Below are 22,303 nucleotides of genomic sequence, written 5' to 3'. Positions count from 1 at the left end.
GACCCGGGTCGGGCGACGCGAACGCACCGGAGGAAGGCAGGAAGGGATGCTGCACAGAGGCCAAGAGAGCACGGACGGCGCCGGCGGGGGCGAACTGACCGTCCCCATGGCGTGGTTGTACGCCGAGTACATCGCCGACGAGCTGCTGCGGACCGGCGACCTGATGCCGCCCACGTCCTTCGAGTTCCGCGCCGGACGCGACGCGCTGGCGCTCACCGTCTTCCTGTCCGACACCGACGACGAGCTCAGCGGCATCCGGGTCATCACCCGGCTGGAGACCTGGCTGTCGCTGACCGCCTACGACCAGCCGTGGCAGGAGTGGGTGCGCGAGCGCCTCGCCGAGGTCACGGCCGACGCCGTCGCCGCCGGGCGGCACTCGCCGGACCTGGACCTGGCCCGGGCCGCCTGGCGCTGGCTCGAGGAGACCGAACTGCTCGCCCCGGACCTGAACGCGGTGCCCGGCGGGGCGTCCGTGACCGGCGAGGACGAGGGGCCCAAGGTGTGGACGCCGGCCTGGCAGCTGGGGCTGCCGCTCGGCCACCTCGCCATCCACCTCTTCTAGACGACCGGCCGGTACCCCCGGGACCGGCCGGCGCGGGAAAATCTTTCCGCGCGGACCAAACCGCCGGCGCCGCCGCTCCGAACCCCTTGGTTGCGATTCCGTACGTGGCTTGAGTGATTCGGCTGTCCGGTGCGTACGGGTGGGAGCAACGAGTAACCCCACCCGCACCCAACGGCACGAGGATTCGGCATGAGGTCCCTGGAAAGGCATCGTGACGTCGGCGCCTACGCGCTCGGCGTGCTGGACGAGGCGGACGCGTTCCGCTTCGAGGACCACCTCATGGAATGCCCGCGGTGCGCGACGCAGGTGACCGAATTCGGCCCCGCCACCCGCCAGTTGATGCTGTACCGGCAGGCGACGCCACGTCTCGTCCACCCCATGACCAGGCCCGGCCCGCGCCTGCTGGACCGGCTGCTGACCGAGATCGCCACGCGTCGGCGGGCGGGCCGCAGGCGCCTGCTGTACGCCGTGGCCGCGGCGGTCGTGTGCGCCGTGGCCGGTCCCGGTGCCGTGCTCTACGCGGGCGGGGCCGACCCGTCGGCGGTGCGGGTCACCGCGACCGACGAACGGTCCGGGGTGTGGGCGCAGCTCTCGGCCGAGGACGAGGCGTGGGGCACCGGCGTGGAGCTCACGGTCAAGGACGCGGCGGGCCCGCGGCCCTGCCGGCTGGTCGCCGTCGGCCGCGACGGCACGGAGCAGACGGTCACCAGCTGGATGGTCCCCGGGCGCGACGCGCGGCCGAGCACCATGCGCGGCGGGGCCGCCCTGCACACCGACCAGATCGCCCGCTACGAGGTGCGGACGGCGGACGGGGAGCGTCTGGTGACTCTCCCGACCGGCTGACCGTCGCGGGACGAGCGCAGATCGGCCTCTGGAACGACCGTCGTAGAAGGACCGTCGTAGAAGGACCACCGGAGCACGCCGTCGAAGGACGACCGTCGAGGGGCACCCGTCACTTCAGCAGCCGGGACAGCCTCCGGTCCGCCAGCGGCTTGCCGCCGGTCTGGCAGGTCGGGCAGTACTGGAGCGAGGAGTCGCTGAAGGACACCTCGCGGACGGTGTCGCCGCACACCGGGCAGGGCTCGCCGGTACGGCCGTGGACGCGCAGCCCGCTCTTCTTCTCGGACTTCAGCCGGCCGGCCGCGACGCCCCGGGAGCGCTCGACGGCCTCGGTGAGCGTGCCGCGCAGGGCCGCGTACAGCCGCGCGGTCTCCTCGTCGGTGAGGGACGCGGCCAGCTTGAACGGGGACATCCTCGCCGCGTGCAGGATCTCGTCGCTGTACGCGTTGCCCACGCCCGCGATCAGGCTCTGGTCGCGCAGGGCTCCCTTGAGCTGCCGCCGCTCGGTCCGGAGGAGGCCGGCGAAGCGCCTTTCGTCGAAGTCGTCGGCGAGCGGGTCGGGGCCGAGCCGGGCCACGCCCGGCACCTCCCGCGGGTCGGCCACGACGTACACGGCCAGCCGTTTCTGCGTGCCCGCCTCCGTCAGGTCGAAGCCGGCCCCCGTCTCCAGGGCGACGCGCAGGGCGAGCGGACCCTTGCCCGGGCGGGGCAGCCCGCCGGGGAGGCTGTCCTTCCAGTGCAGCCAGCCGGCGCGGGCCAGGTGGGTCACCAGGTGCGGGCCGCCTGCGGTCTCGACGTCGAGGAACTTGCCGTGCCGGTGCACGGCGGCCACCCGGTGGCCCTCCAGGGCGGTGAGCGGAGGGTCGTACGTCTTCAGGACGCTGATGGCCACCGGCAGCACGCGGACGATCTCGCGGCCGGCCAGGTTCTCGGTCAGGAAGTCCCTGAGCGCCTCGACCTCGGGCAGTTCTGGCATACGTCCAGAGTGCCACCGGTGACCGGCGGTGCCAGTGGGACCCGGCCGGGGCTCAGCCCGCGGGGCGGGACACCAGGAACTCGGACCACACGCACTTGCCCCCGCCGCGCGCCTCCACGCCCCACACGTCGGCGAGCGTCTCGACGAGCAGCAGTCCGCGTCCGGAGACGCCGTCGTCCCCGGCCTCGCGGCGGCGCGGCAGCGCGCTCGAGGAGTCCTCGACCTCGACCCGGAGCCGGCGGTCGGTGCCGGTGAGCAGCCGCAGGGTGACGATCGCGGAGCCCTCGGTGTGCATGAGGGCGTTGGTGACGAGTTCGTCGGCGACCAGTTCGATCTCGTCGCTCTGCCGTGAGGCCCCCCAGGCGCGGACGGCGGCGCGGATCATGTGCCGGGCCTCGGTCAGTGCCTCGGGGTCGCCCGGGGGCACGTGCTGCTGGAGCCGGCCGAAGGTCCTCGGGGCGCCCACCGTGTGGCGGCGCAGCAGGAGCAGCGCCACGTCGTCGTCGCCGCGGCGCTCCTCCGCCACGTCGATGAGCCGGTCCGCCAGGTCCCGAACGTCCTGCGGGCCGGAGGCGACGAGCGCGGTGAGGACCTCGATGCCCTCGTCGAGGTCGGCTCCGGGCTGCTCCACCAAGCCGTCGGTGCACAGCAGCAGGGTGTTTCCGGGGTCCAGCTCGACGGTGGAGACCGGGTAGGCGAGGCGCCCGAACTCGGCGGACAGTCCGAGCGGCAGTCCGCCCTCCACCGGGACGCGGCGGCAGCTTCCGTCGCCGAACCGCAGCAGGGGGTCGATGTGCCCGGCGCGGACCACCTGGACCACTCCGGTGGCCAGGTCGGCCTCCGCGTACAGGCAGGTGGCGAAGCGGTCGGTGTCCAGCTCGTGGAGGAAGACGGAGGCCCTGGCCATCACCGTGGCCGGCGGGTGGCCCTCGGCCGCGTAGGCGCGCAGCACGATGCGCAGCTGGCCCATGACGGCGGCGGCGTGGGTGTCGTGGCCCTGTACGTCGCCGATGACGGCGCCGACCCTGCCGCCGGGCAGCGGGATCAGGTCGTACCAGTCGCCGCCGATGTCGCGTCCGAAGGCGCCGCCGATGGTGGCCGCGCGGTAGCGGACGGCGACGTCGCAGCCGGGCACGCTCGGGATGGTGCGCGGCAGCATGGCCTGCTGGAGTCCCTCGGCGAGGTCCATCTCCTGCTCGTAGAGCATGGCCCGCTGCAGGCTCTGCGCGATGCCGCTGCCGAGCGCGACGAGGACGTTGCGGTCCTCCGGGGAGAAACCGTGCCGGTCGCTGTACAGCAGACCGATCGCGCCGATCGGCCGGGCCTGGGCGATCAGCGGCAGGTAGGCGGCCGCGGTGATGTTCAGGTGCGTGATGTTCCGCCACAGCAGGGGGTAGCGCTCGGCGAACTCCTCCGGTGACTCGATGAAGCGAGGGCTGAGGGTCCGTACGGCCTCGCTCATCGGGTAGGGCTCGTCTATCCGGGTGACGCGGGTGCCGGGGACGAAGCTGTTGTCGGGGCCGTCGGCGACCAGCCGGATGCGGCCGGCTTCCACCAGGCCCATCACGAGGCTGGTGGCGCCCAGCCGGGTGAGGCCGTGGGTGTCGCGCAGGACCTCGATGACCTCGTCCACCGTGCGGGCGTGCGCGAGGGCGGCCGTGGCGAGCTGGACGACGTTGGTGAGCCGGCGGCGGGCCTCGTCCTGCGCGGCCTGCTCCCGGTGGGCCTCGATGTCGGCGACCTCCTGGGTCGCGTCGCGGACGATGCCGATGATGCGGCGGGGGCGGCCGGTCTCGTCCCGGCGGATGTAGCCCTGGGTGCGGGTCCAGCGCAGGGTGCCGTCGCGGCGGCGCAGGCGGAAGTAGGTGCCGTAGTTCTCGCTGCCGTCCTTCATGGCCTGGGCGACGATCGTGTCCAGGCGCCGGCCCTCGGCCGCGGGCACTCGCACCGACAGCGACTCGGGGCGCCCGTCATACTCCTCGGGGCGCAGGTCGAACACCTCGTGGGCCTGGGCGTCCATGTGGAACAGTCCCGTGTCCAGGTCCCAGTCGAAGCTGCCCATGCGGTTGAGCGCCAGGATCGGGTCCGGGTGGGCGGGCCAGTCGTCCGGGAGTGACAGGGCACTCGCTGCCCGATCAGCCATGGGCCCTACCTTGCCAGGATTCGCCCGATTCTTCGACTCCTGGTCCGCCGCCCGTGGGCAGGGGCGGGGGCCGGTGGCCGAGCGGGGTACACAGAGCGTGATCGTACGAGAGGAGCGCGGCCGTGGAGTGGTTCACCGCACCCGACTACTGGTCGGCCCGGCTGGTGTTCCAGCGGGGTCTGGCCGTCATGTACCTGGTCGCGTTCCTGACGGCGGCCCTGCAGTTCCGCCCGCTGATGGGCGAGCGCGGCCTGACGCCGGTGCCGCGCTTCGTGGAGCGGGTGCCGTTCCGGAGGGCGCCGAGCCTGTTCCAGCTGCGCTACTCGGACCGCCTCTTCGCGGTCGTGGCGTGGACGGGCTGCGCGGTGTCGGCGGCGCTGGCGGCGGGGCTGGACTCGCTGCTGCCGCTGTGGGGCGCGATGCTGCTGTGGCTGCTGCCGTGGGTGCTGTACCTGTCCATCGTCAACGTCGGGCAGACCTGGTACTCGTTCGGCTGGGAGTCGCTGCTGCTGGAGACCGGGTTCGTCGCCGTCTTCCTCGGCAACGACGAGGTGGCGCCGCCGATCGTCGTGCTGTTCCTGCTGCGCTGGCTGCTGTTCCGCGTGGAGTTCGGGGCGGGGCTGATCAAGATGCGGGGCGACGAGTGCTGGCGGAAGCTGACGTGTCTGGACCACCATCACGAGACCCAGCCGATGCCGGGACCGCTGAGCTGGTTCTTCCACCGTCTCCCCCGGCCGCTGCACCGGGTCGAGGTGGCCGCGAACCACGTCACGCAGCTCGTGGTGCCCTTCCTGCTGTTCACCCCGCAGCCCGTCGCCTCGGCCGCCGCGGCCCTGATGATCGTGACCCAGCTGTGGCTGGTGCTCTCGGGCAACTTCTCCTGGCTGAACTGGATCACCATCGTGCTGGCCCTGTCGGCGGTGCGGTTCCCGGCCGATCCGCCGTCCGTGGCCGCCGCGCCGCTCTGGTACGAGGTCGTGGTCCTGGCGGTGGCGGCGCTGCTGGTCTTCCTGAGCCACCGGCCGGTCCGCAACATGATCTCCCGGCGCCAGGTGATGAACCGCTCCTTCGACTCCCTCCACCTGGTCAACACCTACGGCGCCTTCGGGACCGTCAGCCGGATCCGGCACGAGGTGGTGATCGAGGGCACCGCCGACGAGGTGGCCCGTGCGGACGGGGACTGGCGGGAGTACGAGTTCAAGGGCAAGCCCGGCGATCCACGGCGCTGGCCGCGCCAGTTCGCGCCGTACCACCTGCGGCTGGACTGGCTGATGTGGTTCGTCGCGCTGTCGCCCGCGTACGCCGGGTCGTGGTTCGGCACCTTCGTGGAGCGGCTGCTGGAGAACGACCCGGCGACGCTGAAGCTGCTGCGCCGCTCGCCGTTCCCGCCCGACGCGCCGCCGCGCTTCGTGCGCGCCAGGCTGTACCGCTACCGGTACACGACCTGGCGCGAGCTGCGCGAGACGGGCGCGTGCTGGGAGCGGACGTACGTGCGGGAGTTCCTGCCGCCGACGCGGCTGACGTGAACCGCTCGGCGACCGTGACGAGGGCCCGGACCGGCCGACGGCGCGGTCCGGGACCTCGTCGAGGCGCTACGCGCGCTCGAGCCTCAGCGTCATCATCTGGAACGGGCGCAGCCGCACGCCGATCCGGTCGCCGTCCGCCTCGACCGCCGTCTCCTCCTCCCCGGCGAGCGGACGTTCCAGCAGGTCGGTGACCGCCACGCCCGCGACCGGGAAGCCGGCCGTCAGCGTGGACCGCACCCGGCCGCCGTGGGCCTCGTGGAAGCGGACGACGACGTCGCCGCTGCCGTCGTCGGCGAGCTTGACGGCGGTGATCACTACCGCGTCCCGGTCGGCCGTGACCAGCGGCGCGACCTCCCCGGCACCGGTGTGACGCCGCTCGGGGAGGTTGATCCGCCAGCCTTCGCGCACGGCGTCGCCAATGCCCGCGCCCGGCACCAGCGCGTGCCGGAAGCGGTGTACGCCCTGGTCGGTCTCGGGGTCGGGGAAGCGCGGGGCGCGCAGGAGGGAGACACGCACGGTGGTGGTCGTACCGGCATCGCCCTCGGTGCGGACGGTGCGGGTGACGTCGTGCCCGTACGTCGAGTCGTTGACGACGGCCACGCCCCAGCCGGGCTCCTCCAGGTGGACGAAGCGGTGGTTGCAGGCCTCGAACTTGGCCGCCTCCCAGCTGGTGTTGGTGTGCGTGGGCCGGTGGAAGTGCCCGAACTGGGTCTCGGACGCGTACCGCTCGGCGTGCACGTCGAGCGGGAAGGCGAGCTTGAGGAACTTCTCCGTCTCGTGCCAGTCGACCTCGGTGTCCACCTCCAGCCGCCGCTCCCCCGGCGCGAGGGTCAGCACCTGGGTGACGCGGGAGGAGCCGAAGGAGCGGGTGATCCGTACCGAGGCGCCGTCGTCGCCGGGCGCGACCTCGTCGGCGTCGGTGAGGTCGGTGACCGTGTTGCGGTAGAACTCGTCGACGTCCCAGGCGTCCCACATGTTCGGCAGGTCGGGGTGGAGCTGGAGCAGGTTGCCCGCCGCGCCGGGCGCGATGGTCTCGCGGTCGGCGGCGAGGTCGTACGCCGAGACGACCAGTCCGCGTTCGTCGATCTCGACGCGGAGCAGGCCGTTGTCGAGGACGTGTCCGCCGTCCGGGCGCGGGGTGAGGCCGGTGCGGCCTTCGGCGGCGGGGACCGCGGCCGCGCCCGCCTCGACGCCGGCCCGGCTGTGCGGGGCGGAGTTGAAGAGCAGCGGGGTGTCGCCCGCGCCGGCCAGGGTGCGCTGGGCGGCGTCGATGATGCCGTTCAGTTCGGCGGCGACCCGGTCGTAGGTGGCGCGTGCCTCGCGGTGCACCCAGGCGATGGAGGAGCCGGGCAGGATGTCGTGGAACTGGTGCAGCAGGACCGTCTTCCAGAGGCGGTCCAGGTCCTCGTACGGGTAGGGGAACCCGGCGCGGACGGCCGCCGTCGCCGCCCACAGCTCGGCCTCCCGCAGCAGGTGCTCGCTGCGGCGGTTGCCCTGCTTGGTCCTGGCCTGGCTGGTGAGGGTGGCGCGGTGGAGCTCCAGGTAGAGCTCGCCGACCCAGACGGGCGGCCGGGGGTTCTCGGCCTCGGCCTTCTCGAAGAAGGCCTGCGGGGTCTCCCACTCGACCGTCGCCGAGCCTTCGAGGTCGCGCAGCCGGGCCGCCTTGGCGACCATCTCGCGGGTGGTGCCGCCGCCTCCGTCGCCCCAGCCGGTGGGGGCGAGGGAGTGCCGGGCGACGCCCTTGTCCTTGAAGTTCCTCACCGCGTGGGCGATCTCGCTGCCCTTCATGGAGCAGTTGTAGGTGTCGACGGGCGGGAAGTGCGTGAAGATCCGGGTGCCGTCGATGCCCTCCCAGCGGAAGGTGTGGTGCGGGAACTTGTTCGTCCGGGACCAGGAGATCTTCTGCGTCAGCAGGTACTTGGCGCCGGCCGCCTTGATGATCTGCGGCAGGCCCGCCGCGAAGCCGAAGGTGTCCGGAAGCCACGCTTCGTCGTTCTCGACGCCGAACTCGTCGAGGAAGAACCGCTTGCCGTGCACGAACTGCCGGGCCATCGCCTCCGAGCCGGGCATGTTGGTGTCCGACTCCACCCACATGCCGCCGGCCGGCACGAACCGCCCGTCGGCCACGGCCTTCTTCACCCGCGCCCACACCTCGGGCCGGTGGTCGCGCACCCACGCCCACTGCTGGGCCTGCGACATGGCGAAGACGAAGTCGGGCTCGTCCTCCAGGAGGGCGGTCATGTTGGCGGTGGTGCGGGCCACCTTGCGCACGGTCTCGCGCAGCGGCCACAGCCACGCCGAGTCGATGTGCGCGTGACCGACGGCGCTGATGCGGTGCGCGGAGGGGACGGCGGGGGCGGACAGCACCCCGGTGAGGCGGGAACGGGCGGCTTCCGCCGTGCCGTTCACGTCCTGGAGGTCGATGGCGTCCAGGGCCTTGTCGACCGCGCGGAGGATCTCCCAGCGGCGCGGTGACTCCACCGGCAGCTCGGCCATCAGCTCGCCGAGGACCTCCAGGTCGAGCACGAGGTTCCACACCGTCTCGTCGAGGACGGCGAGGTCCATGCGCGCGAGGGTGTACTGCGGCTCGCTGCCCGCGGTGTCCTTGTCGCCCAACTGGGTGGGCACGAAGGGGCGGGGGCCGAAGATGACGGGGTTGGACGCCGCCTCGACGTGCAGGCGGACCTCCTCGCCGCCTTCGGCGGGGGCGCCGATCCGCACCCACTGGTTGCGCGGGTTGATGCCCTTCACGGGAGTGCCGTCGGGGCGGTAGACCAGGCCCTCGCACTGGAAGCCGGGCATGTTCTCGTCGAATCCGAGGTCGAGGACCGCCTCGACGGTCCTCCCGGCCCACCTCTCGGGCACGGTGCCGGTGACGCGGAACCAGCTGGTGCCCCAGGGTGCGCCCCAGCGGGCGCCCACCTCGATGGGTTCGGGTTCGGCGGCGAGTCCCTCCTCGACCGGCACGGGCTCTCCGGGCGCGTGCCAGACCGCCACGTCCAGGGGTACGGACTCGGGGTACACGGCGGGGCGGACACGCTCGTCGAGGACACGCTCGAGGCGGGCTTCGACCAGGTTGCGGTCGTCATGCATGCGGGTGCTCCGGGGTCGGTGGGGCGGGTGGTTACCGGGGGTGCGTGACGGTTGCGGGAGCGGACGTGGTGTACAGCTCCCCAACGGCGCGTGCTTCGAACCGTGCGGCCCGGACGGTCCGGGTCACGGTGCGGCGGCTGATCGGGCGGGACGGCACGGGGCCGGCCCGGCGGGGTGGCGCGGGTCCGTGGTCGCCGCACCCTCGACGCGGGGGTGTCAGGGCGGGCAGAGTGCTCCCTGCGTACTCGTGAGTAATCCCGTCCCATCGCACCCCGAGGAGCCCCCTGTGACCGACTGGGCCGGCCGGACCGCCGCCGAGATCGCCGCCGCCGTACGCGAGAAGAGGGCCACGCCCCGCGAGGTGGTCGCGGCGCACCTGGCCCGGATCGAGCGGCTCGACGGACGTGTCGGCGCCTTCCGCGCGGTGCGGGCCGAGGCGGCGCTCGCCGAGGCCGACGAGGTGGGCGCCCGGGGCGATCTGGGCGAACTCCCGCTGGCCGGGGTGCCGGTGGCGGTCAAGGACAACCTCGCCGTGCGCGGCGAGTCCGTCCGGGTCGGCTCCGCCGCGACGCCGGACACGCCGGCCGGGGCCGACCACGTCACCGTGGCCCGGCTGCGGGCGGCCGGCGCGGTGGTGGTGGGGCTGACCAACGTGCCCGAACTGTGCGTGTTCGGCACCACCGAGGGCGTGCACGGCACCGCCCGCAACCCGTGGGACCCGGCCCGCTCAGCGGGCGGTTCCTCGGGCGGCAGCGCGGCCGCGGTGGCCGCCGGGATGGTGCCGTTGGCGCTCGGCAACGACGGCATGGGCTCGCTGCGCATACCGGCGGCCAACTGCGGCCTGGTGACCATCAAGCCGGGCCACGGCGTGGTGCCGGCCGGCATCGGCGACGGCGACTGGTTCGGCATGTCCGAGAACGGGCCGCTGGCCACGACGGTGGCGGACACCCGGCTGATGCTGGCGGTCCTCGCGGACGGCGGGCCGGCGCCCCGCGAGGACTCCGGCGCCCTGCGGGTCGCCGCCTCCCTGCGCAGCCCCCTCGCCGGTGTCACCGTCTCCCGCCCGTACGCGGACGCCGTCCGGGAGGCGGCCGGGGTGCTGATGCGGGCGGGGCACCAGGTGCGGCGGGCGGACCCGCCCTACCCGGCGTCGCTGGGCGTGACCGCCCTGACCCACTGGACGGCCGGTACGTCCGTGGACGCGCGCGACCTGGACCGGCGGCTGCTGGCCCGGCGGACGCGGGTGCACGCCGCCCTCGGTCGGCACTTCGTGCGTACCGCCGCCTCCGGAGCCGGCCGGCGGGCGCTGCGCGAGCGGCTGGAGCCGTTCTTCGCCGAGTACGACGTCCTGCTCACTCCGGCACTGGCCCGCCGCTCCCCCGAGGCCGGCCCCTGGCACGAGCGGGGCTGGCTGCGCAACGTCGTGGCCGACTCGGCGTACTCGCCCTTCACACCGCCGTGGAACCTGACCGGCTGGCCCGCGCTGACGGTGCCGGTGGGCACCCTGCCCTCGGGCGCCCCCACGGCCGTACAGCTGGTGGGCCGCCCCGGCTCGGAGGCGGCACTGCTGGAGCTGGCGGAGCGGATCGAGGCGCTGCGCCCCTGGCGGCGGACGGCGCCCCTGGACTGATCGGCGTCCTACAGCGCCCGGTACATGATGTGCAGGCCCACCCGCCCGTGCCGCGGGTGTTCGAAGGCGTCCGGCACCGTGCCGAGGATCGTGAAGCCGAGGGAGGTCCACAGCCGCACGGCCGGGTTGGTCTCGACGACCGCGTTGAAGACCATGCCCCGGTACCCGTCGTCCCTGGCGGCGGCCAGGACGTGCTCGGCGAGGGCGCGCCCGGTGCCGCGGCCGGCCCGGTCGGGGTCGACCATGAAGCCTGCGTTGGCGATGCGGGCGGCGGGACCGCCGTAGTTGGGGGTGACGTAGGCGGAGGCGACGACGGCGCCGGTGTCGTCCTCGGTGACGTAGACGCGTTTGGCGGGGTTCATCCACAGGGCCCGGGCGTCCTCCTCGGACGTGTCCGGGTCCCAGGCGTACGTCTCGCCCGCCGCGACGATGCGGTGCCAGAACGGCCAGATGTGCGGCCAGTCGTCGGCCGTCGCTTCCCTGATCAGCATGGGCGTGAGTCTCGCACGCCCATGCTCGCGGCGGGCGTGGCGGGTCAGTCCACGCTGGGCAGGATGTGCGGCTCGGCGAGGTCCTCCTCGTAGCCCGCGAGGCGGATGGGGGCGGACCTGGCCCACACGTCGAGGCTGCCGATCTCGCCGGGCCGGCGGCCCGTACGTTCGGCGCGTTCCCTGGGGCGTTGTTCTGGACTCGTCGTCGTCTCCGGTGTCACCGCGCACTCCTTATGTGTCGGGTCACCCTCGGGGCCTGCCGGCCAGTCTCGGTCCGGCACCTTGGCGTCCGCTCGGGTGTGGGTCGAATGCAGTTCGGACGCGGTGGCGCCGGCAACTCGTGCGAGAGCAGGCCGCTGTGAACCGGCTCGTCCCGTGACGGACCCTGGGTGTGGGTTGGACCCTGTACTGACGTCCGTCCGCTCCAGATTAACCAAATGAGCGGGGGTGCGCTCTATGGGGCTCAAAACATGGGGGAACCATTGCCCTTCATTCTTCGGACAGTTGACCCCGATATGCCCCGTCATGTCCACTTGTGCACCGCACGTAACTCACCCGTTCGGCCCATATCGGCGACCGTACCTTCGAATGTCGGCGGTGCCGGGTCGCGCAGTTAAGTTGCCGTTGGCTGCGGCGCAAGCTGGCCATGGTCTGCTGCCGGTCGGCAACGGCTGTCTCGTGGGAGGACCGAGGCATGGAACTGCGCAGCGTCGAGGAGCTGATGGACCTGCTGTACGCCTGCCGGGGCGAACGGCCCGCCGCGGGGTACGACAGCGGGCCGGTGGACCTGCACGGGCACGCGCTGCGCACCGCCGCGCTGCTGCGCCGGCGCCGCCCCGCTGACAAGGAGCTCCAGGTGGCCGGTCTGGTCTCGCCCGTGGGACGGTTGCTGTGGCCCGGAAATCCGTCCGGGCGGACCGCCGAGGCGGTGCGCCCCCTGCTCGGCGCCCGCGTCGCCCGACTGCTGCGCCGTCACGCCCGTCCGGAGGCCTGGGCCCACGACGACGACCTGGTCACTCTCCGCCAGGCCGACGAGGAGGCCCGCACGGCGGTGTTCGACGCCGGGGTCCTGGAGGACTGGCGCACGGTACTGGAGCTTGTGGCGGCGCGGAACTCGCGACTGGGGGCCGTCGACTGAGGCGCGCGGAGGGCCGTGCGTGCGGTGCCCGGGGGTTCAGGGGGCCGTGCGCGCAGTGACCAGCGGTCCGGGAGGCCGTGCGCGCCGTGCCCGGAGGTCCTGGAGGCCGTGCGCGCGGTGTGCCCGAGGTCCGGGAGGTCGCGCGGTGCCCCCGACGGGCGGCAGGCCCTCGTGGCGGGCCTGTACGGGATCGAACCACGAAGTACGCGTGACCGGCGCACCGGGCACACCGGCGCTCGCCCCACGGTAGCCGCGGCCGGGGCGGACGGGCCAGGGAACTGACGCCGCCCGCCCGTCGCCGCGCTCACCACTTGCCGGGCGCGTAGTCCTTCAGAAAGACGCCGTACAGGTCCTCGCCCGCCTCACCGCGCACGACCGGGTCGTAGACGCGGGCGGCGCCGTCGACCAGGTCGAGCGGGGCGTGGAAGCCGGCTTCGGCCAGGCGCAGCTTGTCGTAGTGAGGGCGCTCGTCGGTGATCCAGCCGGTGTCGACCGAGGTCATCAGGATGCGGTCGGTGTCGAACATCTCCTGGGCGCTGGTCCGGGTCACCATGTTCATGGCCGCCTTGGCCGCGTTGGTGTTCGGGTGGCCGGCGCCCTTGTAGCCGCGGGCGAACACCCCTTCCATCGCCGACACGTTGACGACGTAGGCGCGCCCGGAGGCCGCCCTGCGCGCCGCCTCGGCCATCGCCGGCCGCAGCTTGCTGATGAGGATGAACGGCGAGGTGTAGTTGCACAGCTGGGTCTCGAGCAGTTCCACCGGGGAGATCTGCTCGATCGTCTGGACCCACGTGTTGGTGTCGACGACGTCGGGAACCAGTCCGCCCGCGTCGATGGCGGTGCCCTCGCGGTGCCGGACCACGCTGGCGTTGCCGGCGACCAGCGCGAGATCGGCCACCTTCTGCGCGTCCAGGCCCGAGGTGCCGACGGGCAGCGCGGCCAGGCCGTCCACCGCGCCGGAGTTGAAGGCGCCGATGACGTGGTGGGCGGGCAGTTCGCCGGCCGGCAGCGGGGCGCTCTCGCCCTCGACGAGCGCGGCGTAGGCGGACGGCAGGCGGCGCACGGTCTGGGTGGCGTTGTTGATCAGGATGTCGAGCGGTCCCTGCTCGGTGACCTGGTCGGCCAGGGCCACAGCCTGGGCGGGGTCGCGCAGGTCGATGCCGACGACCTCCAGGCGGTGGATCCAGTCGGCGGAGTCGTCCATGGCCTTGAAGCGGCGGATGGCGTCCTTGGGGAACCGGGTCGTGATCGTGGTGTGGGCGCCGTCGCGCAGCAGCCTGAGCGCGATGTACATGCCGATCTTGGCGCGGCCGCCGGTGAGCAGCGCGCGCTTGCCGGTGAGGTCGGCGCGCGCGTCGCGGCGGGCCCGGTTCTCGGCGGCGCAGTCCTGGCAGAGCTGGTGGTAGAAGTAGTCAACCTCGGTGTACCGCTTCTTGCAGACGTAGCAGGAGCGGGGGCGCTGGAGTATCCCCGCGATCGTGCCCTCCTCCGTGCGGGAGGAGGGCAGGATGCCCTCGGTCTCGTCGTCGATGCGCTGGGCGGAGCCGGTGGCGGTGGCCTCGGTGACCGCCTTGTCGTGGGCGGTCTTGGCGGCCCGGCGCTCCTGGCGGCGGCGCTGCTTGACCATGCGGTAGATGTGCGAGGTGGCCCGGCGGACCTCGATCGCGTCGGGGTGGTCGACGTCCAGCTCGTCGAGTTCCTTCAGTACGTCGAGGCAGACGGCGAGCCGTTCGGGGTCGATGCCGGGGCCGTGTGCGGACGCGGTCACCTCGTCCGTGGTCGCCGAATCGTCCTGTGTCACCGTCATCGCCGTCGCCGTTCCCTGATCACCGTCGCGGCGCTCCGGGAGGCGACCGCTGTCGAACAGCGGATTTTATTCAGCGCCGGGCCCGGATCCAAACCCGCCGGGGTCAGGGACGGCAGGCCGTGAGCAACGTCTCCACCTCCTCGGCCAGGGCCCGGGCGAACCGGTCGAGGTCCGGCACGGCCTTCGCGTCGGCGACCAGGCCGTAGTGGACCTGCCCCCGGTACGTCGAGACGGCCACCGCCAGGGCATGGCCGCGGGCCAGCGGCGCGAGCGGGTAGACCTCGGTGAGCGGGTGGCCGCCCAGGCGCAGGCCGAGGCTGGGCAGGGGCACGCTGGTGACCAGGATGTCGAACCAGAGCCGGGCGGCCCCCGAGACCAGCGGTCCGCCGAGCCGGTGGCCGAGCGCCGGCACGTGGTCGGCGAGCAGGGCGACGGCGCCGGCTCCGCGGCCGGGCCCCGCGTCCTTGTTGCGGTCCATGGCGGCGCGGACCGTGCCGAGGCGGGACAGCGGGTCGGGGTCGCCGACCGGAAGCCGTATCAGGTAGCCGGAGAGCCGGTTGCCCTGTGGGTGGGCGGTGCGCGGGCGGCGCTTGGAGACGGGGATCAGGGCGCGGGGCGCGACGCCCTCGCTGCAGTCGCCGCGCTCGTCCAGCCAGCGGCGCAGGGCACCGGCGACGACCGCGATCAGGACGTCGTTCACGGTGCCGCCGGTGGTCTTGCGCACGTGGTGCACGTCGTCGAGGTCCACGGCGACGCCGGCGGTGCGGCGGGTGCCGGAGGGGGCGGCGACGAGCGCGGGCGCGGAGCGCACGTCGAGGCCGGACAGGGCCGCGGCGGCGCCGAGGTAGACGTGGGAGATCTCGGCGCGGACAGGGCCGCGGCGGCGCCAATGTCGAGGGCACGGCCTGCGTCGGACAGGGCGCCGCGCAGCCGTCCGGGCAGTTCCCGCACGTCCGGCACCAGGCGGCGCGGCGGCTCCGCCGGGCGGGGCCGGGGGGCGGGGAGATCCATCGGGTCGAGGACGCCGGCGGCGAGGGTGAGGGCCCGCAGTCCGTCGGCCAGGGCGTGGTGGAACTTGAAGAGCACGGCGAAGCGGTCGCCGTCCGCGCCGGGCAGCACGTGCGCCTCCCACGGCGGCCGGCCGCGTTCCAGCGGGCGTTCCATGAGGCGGCCCGCCCGGGCGTGGAAGTCCGTCGTCGGGGCGTGCAGCCGGACGTGGTCGAGCGGGTCGAAGTGGGGATCGGGTTCCCGGGTCGCGCCGCCGAAGGCGAACGGACGGCGCAGCGCGAGGGGTGGCTGCCAGGTGTCCCGGATCCGCATCCGCAGGCCGGGCACCGCGGGGGCGCGGGCCGCGAGCAGGTCCGCGGCGTGGGCGCCCGCGGCGGGCGAGTGGGCCGTGAAGACCCCGAGCGCGCCGAGGTGCATGGGGTGCTCGGCGGACTCGATGTTCCAGAACGCCAGGTCGAGCGGAGCGAGCGGTTCGGAAGTCAAGGGCGTGCCTCGCAAGGACGTCGGGTGAACAAGCAGTCAATCGCCCTTCGCCGATTACGGTCAAGTACGATCAGGCTACGCACAGTTAACAGCAGATTAAAGTCCCGCCCGGTGTGAGGGGCGGGACTGAGGTGACACATGGGGTCGAGGCGCTCAGGCCGGCGGGGGTGGTGCCGGCCGCCGCGGAGTTCCCCACCCGGTCGGCCGTGCGAGCCGACCGTGGACCGGGCACGCCGGTCCACGGTCGGCCGTGCGAGCCGCTCAGGCGGTCGGGCATCCCGCGGGAGCGGGCTGGGACGCGTCGTGGATCAGGACCTCGTGGGCGGCCTTCACCCGCTCCACGTCCGGCTTGAGGACCTTGCGGTCGTAGGTGGTCAGGCCGTTCAGCTCGCCCTCGACGTCCGAGATCTGGGTGTAGACGGCGCCGTTGCTGCCCCGGCAGACCAGGGCGCGCACCTCGTCGAGCTTGGTGAGGTAGTCGTCGGTGTACGTCTGAGGGTCGACGTCGACGTACGACTGCTGCACGGACCAGGCGTGTCCGGGCACCGCGAGACCGAGGCCGCCGTACTCGCCGGTGACCAGGGCGCGTTCGCCGTCCGGGGAGGGCGGCAGGGCGGGGCTCGGGTAGCCGTGCTCGTCCATGATGTCGCCGGCGCCGCCGTCGGCCCCGAGGTTCAGGCCGGACTGGTTGTTGACGAGGCGGGTCGGGTCCCAGGCCTTGGCCTGTTCGGCGACGCGCTTGATGTCGTACTGGCCCCAGCCCTCGTTGAAGGTGACCCACATGACGATCGACGGGTGGCTGACGTGTTCGTCGATCATCTCCTTCATCTCACGCTCGAACTCGGCCCGGGAGGCGGCGTTCGGGTTCACCCCCGGAGTCATGGAGGGCATGTCCTGCCACACCATCAGGCCCAGCTTGTCGGCCCAGTAGAACCAGCGGTCCGGCTCGACCTTGATGTGCTTGCGCACGGAGTTGAAACCGAGCTGCTTGTGCAGCTTCAGGTCGTGCGCCAGGGCCTCGTCGGTGGGCGCGGTGTGCAGGCCGTCCGGCCAGAAGCCCTGGTCGAGGGTGGCCATCATGAAGACCGGTTCGCCGTTGAGCATCGTGCGCGGCACGCCGTTCACCTTCTCGACGGCGATGGAGCGCATCCCGAAGTAGCTCTCGACCCGGTCGTGTCCGACGGTGACCTTCAGGTCGTACAGGAACGGGTCGTCGGGCGACCACAGGCGCGGATCGTGGATCTTCAGGGTCAGCGGTTCGCCGGTGCGTCCGCTCGCCGTGGCGACCTTGCGGTGTCCGGCGTACGCCGTCGCCTTGACCCGTACGCCGTCGCGTACGCCCTTCGGCTCGACGGTCAGGGTGCCCGCCGCCCCGTCGAGGTGCGGGGTCAGCTTCAGCGAGTCGACGTGGTCCCGGGCGACCGGCTCCATCCAGACCGTCTGCCAGATGCCGGAGCTGGGCGTGTACCAGATGCCGCTCGGGTCCAGGCTCTGCTTGCCGATCGGCGGGTTCTCGGCGCCGCGCGCGTCGGTCGGGTCGTAGACGCCGACGATCAGCTCCTGGGTGCGGCCGGGCCTGAGCGCGTCGGTGACGTCGGCGCTGAACTTGTCGTAACCGCCCTTGTGGTCGGCGACCTTGACGCCGTTGACGTACACCTCGGACTGCCAGTCGACGGCGCCGAAGTTGAGCTTGAGGCGCTGACCGCGGCCGATGTGCCAGTCGCGGGGCACGGTGAAGGTACGGCGGTACCACATGCGGTCCTCGTGCCGCTGGATGCCGGAGAGCTGGGACTCCACCGGGTACGGGACGAGGATGCGCTCCTTCAGGTTCTTGCCGACCGGCGGCTGCTCGCCGGCCTCGGCGGCGGCGAACTGCCAGCGGCCGTTGAGGTTCTGCCAGTCGTCGCGGGTCAGCTGCGGGCGCGGGTACTCGGGGTGGGCGTTGTCCGGGCCCACCTCGTCGGCCCAGTCGGTGCGCAGTTCGTAGGTGGACTTGTTGCCGCCGCTGCTCCAGAAGGCGTTGACAACGTTGCCCTCGGCGTCGGTGAGGCCGCCCTCGCCGTCGTAGCGGACGTCGGCGGTGCCGGGCGCGTCGCCGTTCTTGTTGCCGACGACCGGCTGGTCGAGGGCGACGAGGAGGGCGGTGGGGTCGGCGGGGTCGACCTTCGCCTCGCCCAGGGGCCACTGGGCGCCGCCGATCACCGCTTCGAGGTGGTCGGTGAGGCCGGCGGGCGCCGCGGCGAGCGGGCGGGGGAAGTCGAGCTTGAGGGTGCGGCCGGTGCCGAGGACGGTGGTCGCGGTGGCGCCGTCGTAGTCGAAGCCGTCCGGCAGGCGGAACGCGGACTGCGGGACGGGCTCCTTGCTGCCACCGGGCTCGGTCCAGCGCAGGTGCAGGTTGGAGCCGCCGTAGTGCTCGAAGTACTCCAGCTTGATGTCGTAGGACCGGCCCGCCGTCAGCTCGACGGGCTCGGCGAACTGTTCGCGGTCCCAGTCGTCGACCCAGTGGTCGATGGCGAGCCGGCCGTCGATCCACAGGCGGAAGCCGTTGTCGCCGATGATCGAGAAGGTGTGGGCGCCCGTCTTCTCCGGCACCAGCTTGCCGGTCCAGCGGACGCTGACGTCGTCCGACTGTCCGGTGGCGAAGCTCAGGCGCGGCTCCAGGGTGTCGAAGTCGAGCTGCGGGTCGAAGCCGGTGGCCTTGAGTTCGTGGAAGTCGAAGGCGCCGGGGGCGGACTGGGTGTAGTACTCGCCCTTGAGGCCGTGGATCTCGGCGGCGCCGTCGTCGGCCGCGCTCGCGTTCGGCACGGCGGCGAGCCCGGCGACGCCGAGTGCGGCGGCGAGCAGTAATGCCAGTCGGTCTCTGAGTCGTTTGGTGCGCACTGACCCTCTCCTCGAGAACGGGTGGTGGCTGGTGGCCCAGGACATCGATGTCATACATCGATGCAACACAGCGGTGCAGAGGCATGACAGCACGGATTGCGCCGGGCGTCCAGGGACATGACAAGGACCCCGGCATCAACGCGCGTATCGCGCGACCCGGGGCTCGTCGTACGTCCCCCGGCGCACCCGACGCCCGGCCGTGTCAGCGGACCCGACGCCCGGCCGTGTCAGCACACCCGTCACCCGCCCGTGTCAGCGCGCCCGGCGCCCGGCCGTCAGCCGACTCGCTGCCCTTTGCCCAGCGCGATCACACCGCCCTTGGAGACCGTGTACAGCTCGGCGTCCCGCTCCGGGTTGACGCCGATCGTCGCGCCCGGCGGCACGTCCACGTTCTTGTCCAGCACCGCCCCGCGCACGACCGCGCCCCGCCCGATGTGCACGTTGTCGTGCAGCACCGACCCCTGGACGACGGCGCCGGGGTCGACCACCACGCCCGGCGAGAGCACGGACCGGGTGACCTGCCCCCGCACCAGGCAGCCCGCGCTGATGATCGACTCGCCCGCGATGCCGCCCGCGTTGAAGCGGGCCGGCGAGAGCTGGGCGGAGTGGGTGTAGAGGGGCCAGTCCCGGTTGTACAGGTTGAAGGCGGGCCGCTCGGCGATCAGGTCCATGTGGGCGTCGTAGTAGGCGTCGAGGGTGCCCACGTCGCGCCAGTAGCCCTGGTCCCGGCTGGTCTCCCCCGGGACGTGGTTGGCGCTGAAGTCGTACAACGCGGCCTCGCCCCGGTCGGTGAGCTGCGGCAGGATCGAGCCGCCCATGTCGTGCACGGAGTGTCCGTCCTCGGCGTCCCGGTGCAGCGCCTCGACGAGGGCCTTGGTGGTGAAGACGTAGTTGCCCATCGAGGCGAAGACGCACTCGGGGTCGTCCGCCAGTCCGGGCGGGTCGGCGGGCTTCTCCAGGAAGCCGGTGACGGTCCGCCCGTCGGAGCCCGGGGTGATGACGCCGAAGGACGAGGACTCGGTGCGCGGGACGCGTATCCCGGCGACGGTCACGCCCGCGCCGGACTCGATGTGCTGGGCGAGCATCTGGCGCGGGTCCATCCGGTAGACGTGGTCGGCGCCGAAGACCGCGACGTACTCGGGCCGCTCGTCGTGGACCAGGTTCAGCGACTGGAGGATCGCGTCGGCGCTGCCCAGGTACCAGCGCGGGCCCAGGCGCTGCTGGGCGGGGACCGGCGTGACGTAGTTGCCGAGCAGGCTGGACATCCGCCAGGTGGTGGTGATGTGCCGGTCCAGGGAGTGCGACTTGTACTGGGTGAGCACGCAGATCCGCAGGATGTCGCCGTTGACCAGGTTGGACAGCACGAAGTCGACCAGCCGGTACGTGCCGCCGAAGGTGACCGCGGGTTTGGCGCGGTCCGCGGTCAGGGGCATCAGACGCTTGCCCTCCCCGCCCGCCAGCACGATCCCGAGCACCGAAGGACCTCCACGACGCATGGCCGCTCCCCTCACCCTCGTTCACCCCGGCCGCCCCGGACGGGGCGGCCTAAGCCTGCTTGAGGATCTCCTCGTAGAGCCGGACGGTCCGGCGGGCGACCGCGTCCCAGCCGAACTCCTCCACCGCGCGGGCCCGGCCCGCCTCGCCCATCCGCCGGGCGGCCTCCGGGTCGCCGAGGACGGAGTCCAGGGCCCGCGCGAGGCCCGCCTCGAAGTCGCGGTCCCCGTCCCCGCTGCCGTCCCTGGGGACGAGTACGCCCGTCTCACCGTCCGCCACGACCTCGGGAATGCCACCGACCCGGGACGCCACGACGGGCGTGCCGCAGGCCATCGCCTCCAGGTTCACGATGCCGAGCGGCTCGTACACGGACGGGCAGACGAAGACGGCCGCGTGGGTCAGCAGCTGGATCACCTCGGGACGCGGCAGCATGCGCGGGATCCAGTGCACGCCCTCGCGGGCCCGGCTCAGTCCGGCGAAGAGGTCGCGGAACTCCTGGTCGATCTCGGGGGTGTCCGGGGCGCCGGCGCACAGCACGACCTGCACGGCCGGATCGATGTCCCGCACCGCGCGCAGCAGGTGGGGCACGCCCTTCTGGCGGGTGATGCGGCCGACGAACAGGACGTACGGGCGGGAGCGGTCCAGGCCGATCCGGTCCAGGGCGTCGGTGCCCGGGTCGGGACGGTACAGGGCGGTGTCGATGCCGTTGTGCACGACGTGCACGCGGGTGGCGTCCAGCGCCGGGTAGCAGGCGAGGACGTCCTCGCGCATGGCGCCGGAGACGGCGATCACGGCATCGGCGGCCTCGATCGCGGTGCGCTCGGCCCAGCTCGACAGCGCGTAACCGCCGCCCAACTGCTCGGCCTTCCAGGGGCGCAGGGGCTCCAGGGAGTGGGCGGTCAGCACGTGCGGGACGCCGTACAGGAGCTTGGCGAGGTGGCCGCCGAGATTGGCGTACCAGGTGTGGGAGTGGACGAGCTCGCGGCCCTGGAGGGCGGCGGCCATGGCGAGGTCCACGGAGAAGGTGCGCAGCGCGTCGTTCGCCCCGTCGAGCGCGGACCAGGGACGGTGGCGCAGCACTGCGTCGGTGCGGCCCTCGCCCCAGCAGTGCACGTCCAGGTCGACCAGGCGGCCGAGTTCACGCGCGAGGAACTCGACGTGGACGCCCGCGCCGCCGTACACGTCCGGCGGGTACTCGCGGGTCAGCAGTCCCACACGCACCCGGAACCTCCCGTGCTCGGCGGCTGGTTCCCTCATGGTCACCCAGACGCGGCGCCCGGGGAAGGGCGCGGGGGCGATGATGACCGGCAGGGCTCGGGCGGCCGGGAGAAGCAGCAGTCGCCGCAGACCCCCGCGCCCGGCACCCGGTAGTACAGGCAGCAACTGCGGCGCCGGAAGGCGGTGCCGGTGAGGGTGCCGGTTCCGGCGAGCAGTGGGTGCGCGAGGAGATCGGCGGTCAGGGCACGGGCGCGGTCCGCGGTGTCCGTACGGCCGTTGCGGCGGGCCCAGCGGTCCAGTTCCCGGCCGGCGCCCGCGAGCGCGGAGGCCGCGTTGCCCCACAGCAGCCCGGTCGCCACGCGGTACCGGGCGTGCACGGCCGCCGTCAGCGGGGCGAGGTGGGTGCGGAGGACGACGTCGGCGACGGTTCCGGCGTCGCCCGGGAGGGGGTGCACCTGTTCGAGCCACAGGTCGTCGGGGGCGGTGGCGTCGGGGTCCCAGTGGAGCAGCCGCGGAGCGAGGTCGGGGACGTGGCCGTGGAGTGCGGCGCACCCGAGGGCCACCGACCACAGGCGGGCCGCGAGCCCCTGGTGGGCCACGGAGGCGGCGACGCGGGTCTCGGGGACGCGGAGCGCGGCGGCGACCTTCCGGACGCGGAAGGCCAGCGGGTCCTTCGCGAGCCGGGGCCGAGGGTCCGGCCCCGGGTGCTCGTCACCGGGCGCGTAGGCGTCCGCGAGGGTGGGGAGCGGCCTGGGCGGCACCGGCCGCGACGTGTGCAGCGGGAAGAAGCCGCCGAGCGGACGGAGGGCGGTCGGGGCGGGGCCGGGGTCCGGGGCGGCGCCGGGGTCCGAGGCGGGGCCGGTGTCCGAGGAGGGGGCGGGGTCGAAGTCCGGGGCGGGGTTCACAGAGCAGTGATATCAAGGCCCTTAGGGGTGCGGGGCAGGGGTCGGGGCCCTTGGTCGCCCACCCAGGGGAGGACAGGGCCTCCGCCGTACTCCATCGGCAGTATGACCC

The 22,303-nt window shown here is 73.1% G+C and carries 15 protein-coding genes and 1 pseudogene; 5 read left to right on the top strand and 11 right to left on the bottom strand.

Annotation, left to right across the window (positions count from 1 at the left end; all coding sequences use genetic code 11):
- The first annotated feature begins 46 nt into the window (after nucleotides 1-46).
- Both ACLIN4_RS31155 and ACLIN4_RS31150 read left to right on the top strand, forming a co-directional pair.
- Complete coding sequence (locus tag ACLIN4_RS31155; RefSeq protein ID WP_107478862.1) at nucleotides 47-562, top strand: hypothetical protein; 516 nt, start codon at nucleotides 47-49, stop codon at nucleotides 560-562.
- A gap of 189 nt (nucleotides 563-751) precedes the next feature.
- Nucleotides 752-1,405, top strand: a complete 654-nt coding sequence (locus tag ACLIN4_RS31150; RefSeq protein WP_307651737.1) for a zf-HC2 domain-containing protein — start codon at nucleotides 752-754, stop codon at nucleotides 1,403-1,405.
- Nucleotides 1,406-1,514: 109 nt separating this feature from the next.
- On the opposite strand, the gene ACLIN4_RS31145 is transcribed toward ACLIN4_RS31150, so the two are convergent.
- Both ACLIN4_RS31145 and ACLIN4_RS31140 read right to left on the bottom strand, forming a co-directional pair.
- Nucleotides 1,515-2,378 carry an Fpg/Nei family DNA glycosylase gene (locus tag ACLIN4_RS31145; protein WP_290011929.1) on the bottom strand — a complete coding sequence of 288 codons (864 nt, stop codon included), beginning with the start codon at nucleotides 2,376-2,378 and terminating at the stop codon, nucleotides 1,515-1,517.
- A gap of 52 nt (nucleotides 2,379-2,430) precedes the next feature.
- On the bottom strand, nucleotides 2,431-4,521 hold the full coding sequence (locus ACLIN4_RS31140; RefSeq protein WP_100048093.1) for a SpoIIE family protein phosphatase: 2,091 nt from the start codon (nucleotides 4,519-4,521) through the stop codon (nucleotides 2,431-2,433).
- Nucleotides 4,522-4,643: 122 nt separating this feature from the next.
- Between ACLIN4_RS31140 and ACLIN4_RS31135 the strand changes: the two genes are divergently transcribed.
- Entirely contained in the window at nucleotides 4,644-6,047 is a 1,404-nt protein-coding gene (locus tag ACLIN4_RS31135) for a lipase maturation factor family protein (protein WP_107478865.1), read from the top strand.
- A gap of 66 nt (nucleotides 6,048-6,113) precedes the next feature.
- Here the strand turns inward: ACLIN4_RS31135 and ACLIN4_RS31130 are convergent, their stop codons facing one another.
- The gene (locus tag ACLIN4_RS31130) at nucleotides 6,114-9,140 is read right to left on the bottom strand and encodes an alpha-mannosidase (RefSeq protein WP_290011928.1); all 3,027 of its coding nucleotides are present in this window, start codon (nucleotides 9,138-9,140) and stop codon (nucleotides 6,114-6,116) included.
- A 286-nt stretch (nucleotides 9,141-9,426) separates the two neighbouring features.
- Here ACLIN4_RS31130 and ACLIN4_RS31125 point away from each other — a divergent pair, with 286 nt between their 5' ends.
- The gene (locus tag ACLIN4_RS31125) at nucleotides 9,427-10,770 is read left to right on the top strand and encodes an amidase (RefSeq protein WP_290011927.1); all 1,344 of its coding nucleotides are present in this window, start codon (nucleotides 9,427-9,429) and stop codon (nucleotides 10,768-10,770) included.
- Nucleotides 10,771-10,778: 8 nt separating this feature from the next.
- Here the strand turns inward: ACLIN4_RS31125 and ACLIN4_RS31120 are convergent, their stop codons facing one another.
- Both ACLIN4_RS31120 and ACLIN4_RS31115 read right to left on the bottom strand, forming a co-directional pair.
- Entirely contained in the window at nucleotides 10,779-11,261 is a 483-nt protein-coding gene (locus ACLIN4_RS31120; protein WP_107478867.1) for a GNAT family N-acetyltransferase, read from the bottom strand.
- A 44-nt stretch (nucleotides 11,262-11,305) separates the two neighbouring features.
- Nucleotides 11,306-11,482 carry a hypothetical protein gene (locus ACLIN4_RS31115; protein ID WP_107478868.1) on the bottom strand — a complete coding sequence of 59 codons (177 nt, stop codon included), beginning with the start codon at nucleotides 11,480-11,482 and terminating at the stop codon, nucleotides 11,306-11,308.
- 473 nt (nucleotides 11,483-11,955) lie between these two features.
- Between ACLIN4_RS31115 and ACLIN4_RS31110 the strand changes: the two genes are divergently transcribed.
- Complete coding sequence (locus tag ACLIN4_RS31110) at nucleotides 11,956-12,399, top strand: hypothetical protein (RefSeq protein ID WP_289909350.1); 444 nt, start codon at nucleotides 11,956-11,958, stop codon at nucleotides 12,397-12,399.
- Between the two features lie 304 nt (nucleotides 12,400-12,703).
- On the opposite strand, the gene ACLIN4_RS31105 is transcribed toward ACLIN4_RS31110, so the two are convergent.
- From ACLIN4_RS31105 to ACLIN4_RS31080, 6 genes and pseudogenes are all read right to left on the bottom strand, one after another.
- The gene (locus tag ACLIN4_RS31105; protein WP_289909351.1) at nucleotides 12,704-14,206 is read right to left on the bottom strand and encodes an SDR family NAD(P)-dependent oxidoreductase; all 1,503 of its coding nucleotides are present in this window, start codon (nucleotides 14,204-14,206) and stop codon (nucleotides 12,704-12,706) included.
- A gap of 103 nt (nucleotides 14,207-14,309) precedes the next feature.
- Nucleotides 14,310-15,697: pseudogene (locus tag ACLIN4_RS31100) on the bottom strand (wax ester/triacylglycerol synthase family O-acyltransferase).
- Between the two features lie 261 nt (nucleotides 15,698-15,958).
- Nucleotides 15,959-18,577 carry a PA14 domain-containing protein gene (locus ACLIN4_RS31095; RefSeq protein ID WP_411576460.1) on the bottom strand — a complete coding sequence of 873 codons (2,619 nt, stop codon included), beginning with the start codon at nucleotides 18,575-18,577 and terminating at the stop codon, nucleotides 15,959-15,961.
- 275 nt (nucleotides 18,578-18,852) lie between these two features.
- Nucleotides 18,853-20,073 carry a glucose-1-phosphate adenylyltransferase gene (gene glgC / locus ACLIN4_RS31090; RefSeq protein WP_107480232.1) on the bottom strand — a complete coding sequence of 407 codons (1,221 nt, stop codon included), beginning with the start codon at nucleotides 20,071-20,073 and terminating at the stop codon, nucleotides 18,853-18,855.
- A 49-nt stretch (nucleotides 20,074-20,122) separates the two neighbouring features.
- Entirely contained in the window at nucleotides 20,123-21,292 is a 1,170-nt protein-coding gene (gene glgA / locus ACLIN4_RS31085) for a glycogen synthase (RefSeq protein WP_290012140.1), read from the bottom strand.
- Nucleotides 21,293-21,330: 38 nt separating this feature from the next.
- Complete coding sequence (locus tag ACLIN4_RS31080; protein WP_289909401.1) at nucleotides 21,331-22,068, bottom strand: (2Fe-2S)-binding protein; 738 nt, start codon at nucleotides 22,066-22,068, stop codon at nucleotides 21,331-21,333.
- Nucleotides 22,069-22,303: the final 235 nt, after the last annotated feature.

This window comes from Streptomyces mutabilis (assembly GCF_046628145.1).
Taxonomy (GTDB): domain Bacteria; phylum Actinomycetota; class Actinomycetes; order Streptomycetales; family Streptomycetaceae; genus Streptomyces; species Streptomyces mutabilis.
The sequence above is the reverse complement of the archived record's forward strand: the minus strand, read 5'-3'. Positions and strand labels throughout refer to the sequence as shown.

What these genes read in the sequence shown, in the direction of transcription:
- ACLIN4_RS31155 (WP_107478862.1), top strand. Translation starts at nt 47, where the DNA reads ATGCTGCACAGAGGCCAAGAGAGCACGGACGGCGCCGGCGGGGGCGAA.
- ACLIN4_RS31150 (WP_307651737.1), top strand. Translation starts at nt 752, where the DNA reads ATGAGGTCCCTGGAAAGGCATCGTGACGTCGGCGCCTACGCGCTCGGC.
- ACLIN4_RS31145 (WP_290011929.1), bottom strand. Translation starts at nt 2,378, where the DNA reads ATGCCAGAACTGCCCGAGGTCGAGGCGCTCAGGGACTTCCTGACCGAG.
- ACLIN4_RS31140 (WP_100048093.1), bottom strand. Translation starts at nt 4,521, where the DNA reads ATGGCTGATCGGGCAGCGAGTGCCCTGTCACTCCCGGACGACTGGCCC.
- ACLIN4_RS31130 (WP_290011928.1), bottom strand. Translation starts at nt 9,140, where the DNA reads ATGCATGACGACCGCAACCTGGTCGAAGCCCGCCTCGAGCGTGTCCTC.
- ACLIN4_RS31120 (WP_107478867.1), bottom strand. Translation starts at nt 11,261, where the DNA reads ATGCTGATCAGGGAAGCGACGGCCGACGACTGGCCGCACATCTGGCCG.
- ACLIN4_RS31110 (WP_289909350.1), top strand. Translation starts at nt 11,956, where the DNA reads ATGGAACTGCGCAGCGTCGAGGAGCTGATGGACCTGCTGTACGCCTGC.
- ACLIN4_RS31105 (WP_289909351.1), bottom strand. Translation starts at nt 14,206, where the DNA reads ATGACGGTGACACAGGACGATTCGGCGACCACGGACGAGGTGACCGCG.
- glgC (WP_107480232.1), bottom strand. Translation starts at nt 20,073, where the DNA reads ATGCGTCGTGGAGGTCCTTCGGTGCTCGGGATCGTGCTGGCGGGCGGG.